Below are 10,005 nucleotides of genomic sequence, written 5' to 3'. Positions count from 1 at the left end.
CGCCGCCCCGGCGGTAGACCTCGACCACGATCAGCGCCGTCTCGGCGCCCAGCTTCGGCGGGGTGAAGGTGGCCAGCGGGGCGCCGTCGTCGCCGCGGACGGTGGCCGTGGGCTCGATGCCCTGGAACGTCTGGCCGGCCGCGTCGGGGCTCGCGGTGACCACGACCTTCTCGATGTCCGGGGGAAGGGCGGCGGTGTCCACCACGATGGCGTCGGGGGCCGCGCCGCCGCCGGAGCGGTGCGTCACGCCCGGCCCGGAGGGCTGGTTGTAGAAGACGAAGTCGGCGTCGGAGCGGACCTTGCCGTCGGCGGTGAGCAGCAGGCCCGACACATCGAGCCGCACGGGCGCGGAGACGTCCACCGCCACGCGCGCCACGGGCAGGGGGATGTTCGAGCCGGGGGTCATAGCTGTCATGCCTGGCGTAACGAGCGGCCCGGCTTTGCCGTTCCCTTACCCGCGCCGCCGCCCCCGGACGGCCGAGCGGGTCCGCGCGGACGGCTCCGTCCGGACTGGTCGGAGCCGTCCGCCCGCTGTGAAGGACCTGCGCAGGAGGTGTGCGAAAGGAGTGTCGGGGAGCGTGCGGCACCGCCCGCCGGACATCAGGTGGAGAAATTCGCGGGAGGCGGCAGGATGGGCACCGAGCTGCACATCGACGTCCTCGCCGGTATCCGGCCCGTCCTGGTGCGGATGCGCGGCGAGCTGGACCTGCACACCTGTCCGGAGGTGATCGCGGCGCTCGCCCCGCTGGCCGCGCTGCCGCTCGAAGTGGACCTCGGGCCGCTGTCGTTCCTGGACTCCTCCGGCATCGGCACCCTGCTGGCGCTGCGCGCCGACGCCGTCCGGGCGGGCGGCGGCCTGCGGGTGGTCGCGTGCAGCCCGCTGGTGGCCCGCACCCTGGACGTGGCCGGCTGCCGGCAGGTGCTCACCGGCCCCTGACCCGGGGCGCCCCGGCGGTCCGGGGCGCCCCGGGTTCGTACCGGACCGGCGTCAGCGGCCCAGCGCGGCGGCCATCATTTTCCTGGCCACCGGGGCGGCCAGGCCGTTGCCGCTGACCTCGTTGCGCGCGGCGTGCGAGTCCTCCACGAAGACCGCGACCGCGACCTGCTTGCCACTGGCCTTGTCCTTGGCGTAAGAGGTGAACCAGGCGTACGGCGTGCCGCTGTTGTCGACGCCGCGCTGGGCGGTGCCGGTCTTGCCGCCGACCTCCGCCCCGCTGATCCTGGCGTTGGTGCCGGTGCCCTCCTCCACGACGGTCCGCATGGCGTCCTGGAGCTGCCCGGCCGTCTCGGCCGAGACGACCCGCCGCCCGTCCCCGTCCTCGCCGTCGTCGAAGGACTCGAGCGCGTCGCCGTCGGAGTCCACCACCTTGGAGACCAGGTGCGGGGAGGCCAGCACCCCGTCGTTGGCCAGCGCGGCCGACACCATGGAGATCTGCAGCGGGGTGGCGGTGACGTCGAACTGACCGATGCCGGACAGCGCCGTCTGCGCCTTGTCCATGCCGGTCGGGTAGCGGCTGGCGTACGCCCGGACCGGCACGTCCTGCTTCTCGTCGTCAAAGCCGAACCTGTCGGCCATCGCCTTCACCTTGTCCTGGCCCAGGTCCACCGCCATCTTGCCGAAGACGTTGTTGCAGGAGTACTGAAGCGCGGTGCGGATCGAGGCGTCCTCGCAGGGGGCGGAGGCGTTCTCGTTCTCCAGGTCGGTGGTGGTGCCGGGCAGCCGGTAGGGGTTGGGGCTGTCGGTGGACTCGTCCACCGAGCCGTACAGGCCGTCCTCCAGCGCGGCCGCGGCCACCACCAGCTTGAACGTCGAACCGGGTGCCACCGGCTGCCGGATCGCCCGGTTCACCAGCGGCTTGTCCTCGTCCTCGGAGAGCGCCTGCCAGGCGTCGCCGTCGTTCGACCCGGCGATCTTCGACGGGTCGAAGGACGGCGTGCTGACCATGCCGAGGATGCGGCCGCTCCGGGGGTCCATCGCCACGGCCGCGCCCTTGGCGTCGCCCAGCGCCTCGTACCCGGCCTTCTGCACGGCCGGATCGATGGTGGTCAGCACGTCGCCGGGGGAGGTCTGCTCCCCGGTGAGCGCGCCGAGCGGGTTCTTCAGCCGGTCGTCGGTGCCGTCCAGCACGTCGGAGTAGATGCCTTCGAGCTGGTTGGCGCCGTACGCCTGCGAGCTGTAGCCGGTCACCGCCGCGTACAGCGCGCCGTCCTTGTAGGTCCGCTGGTAGCGCAGGTCGCCGCTGGGGGCCTCCTTCGAGCCGGTGACCGGCGAGCCGGCCACGATGATGTCCCCGAGCGGCTGGGCGTACTTCGCCATCAGGTTCCGCCGGTTGTGCTTGTTGTCGGCCAGGGGCTTCGCTTCGTACGCCTGCACCCAGGTCGCCCGCGCCAGCAGGGCGAACACCAGGAGCAGGGTGAAGACCGCGGCTCGTCGAATCGTCTTGTTCATCCCGCCGGGGGGACGAGCGGCGCCCCCGGCCGAGTTCCATTGGGGCGGTTTTCTCACCAAACGTTCATACGACCGACAGGGCGGGGTCACGGCGGCGACCGGCCTCCGCCGCCGTCGCCGAGCGGGCCGGCCTGGACGAGCGGTACGTCCGCGAGTGGCTCGGCGGCATGGTCGTCGGCGGGATCGTGGAGTACGAGCCCGAGGCCCGCGCCTACGCCCTGCCCGCCGAGCACGCCGCCTGCCTCACCACCGCCGCCGGCCCGGACGACCTGGCCGCCCTCGCCCCGTACATCGGGCTGATGGGGGAGGTCGAGCAGCGGGTGGTGGCCTGCTTCCGGGACGGCGGCGGCGTGCCGCACGCGGCGTACCCGCGCTTCCAGGCGCTCCAGGCGCGGGAGACCGCCCGGGTCTACGACACCACGCTGGTGGACACCATCGTGCCGCTCGTCCCCGGGCTGACCGGCAGGCTGGACGCCGGGCTGGACGCCCTGGACGTCGGCACCGGGCAGGGCCGCGCGCCCGCCGTCCTCGGCGGGGCGTTCCCGCACAGCCGCTTCACCGGCCTGGACCGCTCCGAGGACGGCATCGCCGAGGCCCGCCGGGAGGCCGGGCGCCGCGGGCTGGAGAACGTCTCGTACGTCGTCGGCGACGCCACCGCGCTGCCCGGGACCTACGACCTGATCACGGCCTTCGACGTGATCCACGACCTGGCCCGGCCGGCCGAGGCGCTGGCCGCGGTCGCCGCCGCGCTGCGCCCCGGCGGCGTCTTCCTGATGGGCGACATCGCCGCCTCCAGCAGGCTGGAGGAGAACATCGGCCATCCCTTCGGGCCGCTGCTCTTCGGCTTCTCGCTCTTCTACTGCATGACCACCTCGCTGTCCGCCGGCGGGGCCGGTCTGGGCACGGTGTGGGGCGAGCAGACGGCGTGCCGGATGCTCGCCGAGGCCGGGTTCACCGGCGTCACGGTCCGCTCGGTCGACGGCGACCCGTTCAACGTCTACTACACGGCGTCCGCCGCCGGGCCCCGGTGACCGCTCCGGCCGCCGGCTGAGGCCCCCGGCGGCTCAGTGGCCGCCGACCGGCTCGACGCAGCCGCCCTCCTCGTAGGGGCCGTGCGCCTCGGCATCGGCGGGCGGACCGGGCCGGCCGCTGACGCACGGCCCGGCGTCCGGCACGAAGACGCTGAAGGCCAGGCCGGCCCCGTCCGGGTACACCCGCACCGACTGCTCGGGGTAGCCGAGCGCGGCCAGCGCGGCCTTCAGCGGCTCCTCGCCGCCGGCCGCCGCCTTCCCGGCGGGCCCGGACAGCGCCTCGGCGATCCGCTCGGCGTGCGCCCGGCCCCGGCACTCCGCGTCCGGCCGCATCGGCCGCTGCCGCTTGAAGGCGTGGTTCTCCGCGTACTTCGCCGCCTCCGGGTCCAGGGAGACGGACCCGGACGGCGACGGCTCCGGCGGCGCGGTGACCGGCGTGCCGGCGCACCGCCGGGCCACCCCGGGGAAGGCCCGGTCGTGCGCGGCCCTCCCGGCGGCGGGCGGATCGGCGGCCGGCGGGGCGGCGGTCCCCCACCCGGCGTCCCCCGCGGCGGGCGGCCCGTCCTGCGCGGCCCGCTCCGTGCCGCAGCCGGCCACCGCCAGCGCGCCCGCCGCGACCACGGCCGCCAGCGCGCGCCGCGCACCCCTGCCCCGTACACCCATGACTCCCCCTCCGGACCCGACGACCGGATCATTGTCGCGCGCCGAACCGGGCGCGCTCGCGGGGGCGTTGACCGCCACCGCCCGATGGATCAAGGTGGGGGTATGGAGAGCCCCCTCGGCGGTGACGAGTTCGCGCCCGTGTCCACCTACCTCAACACCGCCGCCTGCGGACTGCTGCCGCGCCGTGCGGTGGACGCGGTACGGCGACTGGCCGAGGACACCGCCGCGGGCAACGAGCGGGCCGGCGGCAGCCTGGCCGCCACGGCGGCGGTCCGCGAGTCCTTCGCCCGGATCGCCGGGGTGGCGGCGGACCGGGTGGCGCTGGCCGGCTCGGTGGCCTCCCTCACCGGCCTGGTCGCCGCCTCGCTGCCGTCCGGGGCGGACGTGCTGATCCCCGAGCGGGACTTCGCCTCGGTGGTCACCCCGCTCGCGTCCCGCCCCGACCTCAAGCCGCGCTACGCCCCGCTGGACGGGCTGGCGGAGGCGGTGCGGCCGGGCACCGCGCTGGTCGCCCTCTCGGCCGTCCAGTCCGCCGACGGCCGGGTCGCCGACCTGGCGGCGGTACGGGAGGCGGCGACGGCGTGCGGGGCGCGGATCCTGCTGGACGCCACCCAGGCGGCGGGCTGGCTGCCGCTGGACGCCGGGGCGTACGACTACACGGTGACCTCCGCGTACAAGTTCCTGCTCAGCCCGCGCGGGGTGTCCTTCCTCACCGTCGGCGAGGACGCCCAGGAGGGCCTGCGGCCGCTCGCGCCGGGGCTGTTCGCCGCCGAGACCCGGGACGACATGTACGGGGCGCTGCCGCTGGCCTCCTCGGCCCGCCGCTACGACGAGCCGCCGAGCTTCCTGGCGTACCACGCGGCCGAGCGGTCGCTGGCGCTGGTCGAGGAGATCGGCCTGCCGGCACTGCACGCGCACGCCACCGGCCTGGCCGCCCGCTTCCGGACGGGGCTGGTGGAGCTGGGGCACACACCGGTGCCGGGGGACTCGGCCATCGTGGTCGTGCCCGGCCTGGGCGGCGCGCGCGAGGCGCTGGCGGCGGCCGGGGTGGTGGTCTCCGCCCCGGCGGGCGGCCTGCGGGCCGCCTTCCACCTGCACAACGCGGCGGCCGACGTGGACCGGGCGCTGGAGGCGCTGTCCGGGGTGCGCTGACGCCGTCCCCGTGACCACGGGCGGGATCAGCGGCCCGCCGTAGGGCAGCCCTCCTCCGGGGCCCCGCCCTCGGCGGCCGCCGGGCAGTCGGCGGACGCCTCGCGGCAGAGGTTGCCCTCGACCAGGCCGAGCAGCCGGGCCAGCTCGGCGCGCTCCTCGGGCCGCAGCCCGGCCAGGGTGCGCTCCTCCAATTCGCTCCAGGCCGCGCCGACCTCCTTCAGCAGGCCGCAGCTCGTCTCGCTCGCCTCGACCAGGACGGCCCGGCGGTCGGCCGGGTCGGGGCTGCGCCGCACCTGTCCGGCCTGCTCCAGGCGCTGGAGCATCTTGGTGACGGTGGAGGGGTCCAGCTCCATGACCCGGATCAGCTCGGACTGGCGCACCGGGCCGTGGTCCCAGAGGTACATCATCACGAACTCCTGGCCCGGGTAGAGCCCGGCCGCCTTCAGCAGCTTGCCGGCGGTGAACCGGTGCAGCCGGGCCACCCGGGACAGCGCGTGGCTGAGCGGCCCGCCCCGGGCGGCCAGGGGCAGGGCGTCGGTACAGGCGGGCTCGGTGTCCGCCCCCCGGTGCTGGTCGGCCATGGCGTCCCTCGTTCCTCGTCGCGGCGCGCGGTGTCCCCGGCGGCCTCCGGAGGCCGCCGTCCGCGCGCACAGTCTCTCCGCACCTCTCCGCAGATTTTACCTTGGTCGGCCAAGTAATGCGTTACAGTGGCGTCCAAGGCATTTGCTTGGCTGACCACATAACTCTGGGAGTCCCCATGACCACCGCGTTCGACCCCATCGACCTCGCCGGGACCAGGCTGGCCAACCGCATCGCCCTGGCCCCGATGACCCGCAGCCGCGCCTTCGGCCGGCTGCCCGACGCGCGCACCGCCGAGTACTACGCGCAGCGCGCCTCCGCAGGGCTGGTCATCACCGAGGGCGTCCAGCCCACCGCGGCCGGCCAGGGCTACCCGAACACCCCCGGGCTGCACAGCGCCGAGCAGGTCGCGGCCTGGCGCACGGTCACCGACGCCGTGCACGCCGCCGGCGGCCGGATCTTCGCCCAGCTCATGCACGCCGGCCGGATCGGGCACCCATCGATCACCGCCGACCTGCCCGGCGACCTGCACCCGGCCGGCCCGTCCGCCGTCACCCCCGCGGGACAGCTCTTCACCGCGGAGGGCCTCCAGGACTTCCCCGTGCCGCGCGAGCTGACCGCCGAGGAGATCCGCGAGGCGATCGCCGGATTCGCCGCCGCCGCCCGCAACGCGGTCGAGGCCGGCTTCGACGGCGTCGAGCTGCACGGCGCCAACGGCTACCTCATCCACCAGTTCCTCGCGCCCAACGCCAACCTGCGCACCGACGAGTGGGGCGGCTCCGAGGAGAACCGCAACCGCTTCGCCGTCGAGGTGGTCAAGGCCGTCGCCGAGGCCGTCGGCCCCGAGCGCACCGCGCTGCGCCTCTCGCCGGGCAACCCCTACAACGACATCGACGAACCCGCGCCGCGCGCCCAGTACGCCGCGCTGGTGGACGCCCTGGAGCCGCTCGGCCTGGCGTACGTGCACCTGATGGAGGGCGCCGCCGAGGCGCGCGAGCTCACCCACGAGCTGCGCAAGCGGTTCTCCGGCACGCTGGTGCTCAACCCGTACAGCGAGGGCGGCCCGACCGGCGCGGCCGAGCTGGCGCTGGTCGAGGACGGCACCGCCGACGTGATCGCCTTCGGCGCGCTGTTCCTCGCCAACCCGGACCTGCCGGCCCGGCTGAAGGCCGGCGGCCCGTACAACACCCCGGACCCCGCCACCTTCTTCGGCGGCGACGAGCGCGGCTACACCGACTACCCGGCGCTGGCGGTCTGAGCCGGCAGAGCCCGCACGACGCCGAGGGGCGTGACCCGTACGAGACGGGTCACGCCCCTCGGCGTGTCGGCGTGTCGGCGTGTCGGCCCGGGCCGTCGCTCAGCCGCGGGTCACCGCACCGGGGTGAAGTCCCGGGCGCCGATGAACTCCGGCCGGCGGATCGGGGCCGAGAACGGCTCCACCGCGGTGTTCTCCACGCTGTTGAACACGATGAAGACGTTGCTGCGCGCGAACGGGGTGATGTTGTCGCCCGAGCCGTGCATCGCGTTGCAGTCGAACCAGGTCGCCGAACCGGCCTTGCCGGTGAACAGCTTGATGCCGTGGGCGTCCGCGAAGCCGGTCAGGGCCTCGTCGGACGGGATGCCCGCGTCCTGCATCTGGAGCGACTTCTTGTAGTTGTCCTTCGGCGTCTCGCCCGCGCAGCCCAGGAACGTCTTGTGCGAACCGGGCATGATCATCAGGCCGCCGTTGGTGTCGTGGTTCTCGGTGAGCGCCACCGACACCGACACCGTGCGCATCCGGGCCAGACCGTCCTCGGCGTGCCAGGTCTCGAAGTCCGAGTGCCAGTAGAAGCCCGAGGCGCCGAAGCCCGGCTTGACGTTGATCCGGGACTGGTGGACGTAGACGTCCGAGCCGAGGATCTCGCGGGCCGTGCCGACCAGGCGCTCGTCGCGCACCAGGTTCGCGAAGACCTCGCTGATCCTGTGCACCTCGAACACCGAGCGCACCGCCTGGGAGCGCTTCTCGATGATGGAGCGCTCGTCGGCGCGGACCTGCGGGTCGTTCACCAGGCGGTCCAGCTCGGCCTGGTAGACGCCCACCTCGTCGGGGGTGAGGAGCTGGTCGACCGCGAGGAACCCGTCCCGTTCGAACGACTCCAGCTCCGGGGTGAGCCGCCCCCACACCACCGGGTCGCGGCGCGGGGTGCGCACCTCGGTGGCGCCCCGGGTCGGGTACAGGTCCTGGGGAGCGGTGCTGGTGCTCGTGGTCGTGGTGGTCGCGGTCATGGTTCAGACCTCCTCGGTCAGCAGCGGGTAGACACCGTTCTCGTCGTGGTCCTCCCGCCCGGTGACGGGAGGGTTGAAGACGCAGACACACCGGAAGTCGGTCTTCGGGCGCATGGTGTGGCGCTCGTGGCCGTCGAGCAGGTACATCGTGCCCGGCTCGATCCAGTGCGTCTCGCCCGTCTCGTCGTTGGTCAGCTCGGCCTCGCCCTCGACGCAGAGCACGGCCTCGATGTGGTTGGCGTACCACATGGACGTCTCCGTGCCGGCGTAGAGCACCGTCTCGTGCAGGGAGAAGCCGACCTTCTCCTTGGCGAGGACGATGCGCTTGGACTCCCAGGTCCCGGACGCGGCCTTGACGTGCCGGTCGGTGTTCTCGATCTCCTTGAACGAACGGACGATCACGGTGTGCTCGCTTCCTCTCCGTGTGAGGTCGGGGTGCGGTCTTGCTCGGTCTTGCCCGGCGGTGTGTCAGGCGGTCTCGCGGACGGCGCGGGCCAGGGTGCGCAGACCCTCGTCCAGCTCGTCCGGTGTGATGGTCAGCGGCGGCAGCAGCTTGACGACCTCGCTCTGCGGGCCGGAGGTCTCCAGCAGCAGCCCCAGCTCGAAGGCGCGGGCGCAGACGGCGGTGGCGCGCTGGGGGTCGGAGAACTCCAGGCCCCAGGCCAGGCCGCGACCGCGGTAGTGGGCCCCGTAGGCGGAGTTCTCGTCGCAGATCGCCAGCAGCGCCTGCTCGACCTGCTCGCCGCGGGCGGTGGTCTGCTTCTCCATGCCGCCGTCGGCCCAGTAGGTGTCCAGGGCGGCGGTGGCGGTGACGAAGGCCGGGTTGTTGCCGCGGAAGGTGCCGTTGTGCTCGCCCGGGCTCCACACGTCCAGCTCCGGGTTGAACAGGCACAGCGACATCGGCAGCCCGTAGCCGCTGATCGACTTCGACAGCGTGACGATGTCCGGGGTGATGCCGGCCTCCTCGAAGGAGAAGAACGCGCCGGTGCGGCCGCAGCCCATCTGGATGTCGTCGACGATCAGCAGCATGTCCTGCCGCTCGCACAGCGCCTTCAGCGCGCGCAGCCACTCGGGCCGGGCGACGTTGATGCCGCCCTCGCCCTGGATGGTCTCCACGATCACGGCGGCCGGCTTGTTCAGGCCGGAGCCCTGGTCCTCCAGCAGCCGCTCGAACCACAGGAAGTCCGGGACCTTGCCGTCGAAGTAGTTGTCGAACGGCATCGGGGTGCCGTGCACCAGGGGTATGCCCGCGCCGGCGCGCTTGAAGGCGTTGCCGGTGACCGCGAGCGAGCCCAGCGACATGCCGTGGAAGGCGTTGGTGAACGAGACGATCGCCTCGCGCCCCTTGACCTTGCGGGCCAGCTTCAGCGCCGCCTCGACGGCGTTGGTGCCGGTCGGGCCGGGGAACATGACCTTGTAGGGCAGGTCACGCGGGCGCAGGATCGTGTTCTGGAAGGACTCCAGGAAGGCGCGCTTGGCCGTCGTGGCCATGTCCAGGCCGTGGGTGATGCCGTCGCGCTCCAGGTAGTCCAGCAGCGCGCGTTTCAGGACCGGGTTGTTGTGGCCGTAGTTGAGTGAGCCGGCTCCGGCGAAGAAGTCGAGGTAGCTGTGGCCGTCCTCGTCCGTGAGGCGGGCGCCCTGCGCGCGGTCGAACACGGCGGGCCAGCCGCGGCAGTACGAGCGCACCTCCGACTCGACGGTCTCGAAGACGCTCAGGGCGGGCGGGGTGATGGTCACGTGGTTCTCTCCTCGGTGCGTCCGTCGCGGCGGACGGCGAAGTCTGCGATGTCTGCGAAGTCTGTGAAGCCTGGGAAGCCGGCGGGGGCCGGCTTCCCCGGCTTCCCAGACTTCGCAGACATCGCAGAC

At 73.6% G+C, this 10,005-nt stretch carries 11 protein-coding genes; 4 read left to right on the top strand and 7 right to left on the bottom strand.

Annotated elements, in window-relative coordinates; translation table 11 throughout:
• Positions 1–415: TerD family protein (locus C6N75_RS19350; protein WP_146132612.1), on the bottom strand; the 415-nt coding region annotated here is incomplete at its 3' end.
• 216 nt (positions 416–631) lie between these two features.
• Here C6N75_RS19350 and C6N75_RS19345 point away from each other — a divergent pair.
• Entirely contained in the window at positions 632–937 is a 306-nt protein-coding gene (locus C6N75_RS19345) for an STAS domain-containing protein (protein ID WP_105870174.1), read from the top strand.
• Positions 938–988: 51 nt separating this feature from the next.
• On the opposite strand, the gene C6N75_RS19340 is transcribed toward C6N75_RS19345, so the two are convergent.
• Positions 989–2,449: a peptidoglycan D,D-transpeptidase FtsI family protein gene (locus C6N75_RS19340; protein ID WP_105870173.1), complete on the bottom strand. Its 1,461-nt coding sequence runs from the start codon at positions 2,447–2,449 to the stop codon at positions 989–991.
• A 38-nt stretch (positions 2,450–2,487) separates the two neighbouring features.
• Here C6N75_RS19340 and C6N75_RS19335 point away from each other — a divergent pair, with 38 nt between their 5' ends.
• Positions 2,488–3,480 (top strand): class I SAM-dependent methyltransferase, encoded by a 993-nt coding sequence (locus C6N75_RS19335; RefSeq protein WP_322888061.1) that lies wholly within the window; start codon positions 2,488–2,490, stop codon positions 3,478–3,480.
• A 33-nt stretch (positions 3,481–3,513) separates the two neighbouring features.
• Here C6N75_RS19335 and C6N75_RS19330 read toward each other — a convergent pair whose 3' ends face one another.
• Positions 3,514–4,143 (bottom strand): hypothetical protein, encoded by a 630-nt coding sequence (locus tag C6N75_RS19330; RefSeq protein ID WP_105870171.1) that lies wholly within the window; start codon positions 4,141–4,143, stop codon positions 3,514–3,516.
• 102 nt (positions 4,144–4,245) lie between these two features.
• Between C6N75_RS19330 and C6N75_RS19325 the strand changes: the two genes are divergently transcribed.
• Complete coding sequence (locus tag C6N75_RS19325; protein WP_105870170.1) at positions 4,246–5,295, top strand: aminotransferase class V-fold PLP-dependent enzyme; 1,050 nt, start codon at positions 4,246–4,248, stop codon at positions 5,293–5,295.
• 26 nt (positions 5,296–5,321) lie between these two features.
• Here the strand turns inward: C6N75_RS19325 and C6N75_RS19320 are convergent, their stop codons facing one another.
• Entirely contained in the window at positions 5,322–5,876 is a 555-nt protein-coding gene (locus C6N75_RS19320) for a MarR family winged helix-turn-helix transcriptional regulator (protein WP_105870169.1), read from the bottom strand.
• 176 nt (positions 5,877–6,052) lie between these two features.
• On the opposite strand from C6N75_RS19320, the gene C6N75_RS19315 reads away from it, so the two are divergent.
• Positions 6,053–7,132 (top strand): alkene reductase, encoded by a 1,080-nt coding sequence (locus C6N75_RS19315; protein WP_105870168.1) that lies wholly within the window; start codon positions 6,053–6,055, stop codon positions 7,130–7,132.
• Between the two features lie 110 nt (positions 7,133–7,242).
• Here the strand turns inward: C6N75_RS19315 and thpD are convergent, their stop codons facing one another.
• From thpD to ectB, 3 genes are all read right to left on the bottom strand, one after another.
• Positions 7,243–8,139, bottom strand: coding sequence for an ectoine hydroxylase (gene thpD / locus C6N75_RS19310; protein ID WP_105870167.1), 897 nt, complete (start codon positions 8,137–8,139; stop codon positions 7,243–7,245).
• Between the two features lie 3 nt (positions 8,140–8,142).
• On the bottom strand, positions 8,143–8,541 hold the full coding sequence (locus C6N75_RS19305) for an ectoine synthase (RefSeq protein WP_105870166.1): 399 nt from the start codon (positions 8,539–8,541) through the stop codon (positions 8,143–8,145).
• A gap of 66 nt (positions 8,542–8,607) precedes the next feature.
• The gene (gene ectB, locus C6N75_RS19300) at positions 8,608–9,876 is read right to left on the bottom strand and encodes a diaminobutyrate--2-oxoglutarate transaminase (RefSeq protein WP_105870165.1); all 1,269 of its coding nucleotides are present in this window, start codon (positions 9,874–9,876) and stop codon (positions 8,608–8,610) included.
• Positions 9,877–10,005 lie beyond the last annotated feature (129 nt).

Source organism: Streptomyces solincola (assembly GCF_002982015.1).
Taxonomy (GTDB): Bacteria; Actinomycetota; Actinomycetes; order Streptomycetales; family Streptomycetaceae; genus Streptomyces; species Streptomyces solincola.
The sequence above is the reverse complement of the archived record's forward strand: the minus strand, read 5'-3'. Positions and strand labels throughout refer to the sequence as shown.

What these genes read in the sequence shown, in the direction of transcription:
- C6N75_RS19345 (WP_105870174.1), top strand. Translation starts at nt 632, where the DNA reads ATGGGCACCGAGCTGCACATCGACGTCCTCGCCGGTATCCGGCCCGTC.
- C6N75_RS19340 (WP_105870173.1), bottom strand. Translation starts at nt 2,449, where the DNA reads ATGAACAAGACGATTCGACGAGCCGCGGTCTTCACCCTGCTCCTGGTG.
- C6N75_RS19330 (WP_105870171.1), bottom strand. Translation starts at nt 4,143, where the DNA reads ATGGGTGTACGGGGCAGGGGTGCGCGGCGCGCGCTGGCGGCCGTGGTC.
- C6N75_RS19325 (WP_105870170.1), top strand. Translation starts at nt 4,246, where the DNA reads ATGGAGAGCCCCCTCGGCGGTGACGAGTTCGCGCCCGTGTCCACCTAC.
- C6N75_RS19320 (WP_105870169.1), bottom strand. Translation starts at nt 5,876, where the DNA reads ATGGCCGACCAGCACCGGGGGGCGGACACCGAGCCCGCCTGTACCGAC.
- C6N75_RS19315 (WP_105870168.1), top strand. Translation starts at nt 6,053, where the DNA reads ATGACCACCGCGTTCGACCCCATCGACCTCGCCGGGACCAGGCTGGCC.
- thpD (WP_105870167.1), bottom strand. Translation starts at nt 8,139, where the DNA reads ATGACCGCGACCACCACGACCACGAGCACCAGCACCGCTCCCCAGGAC.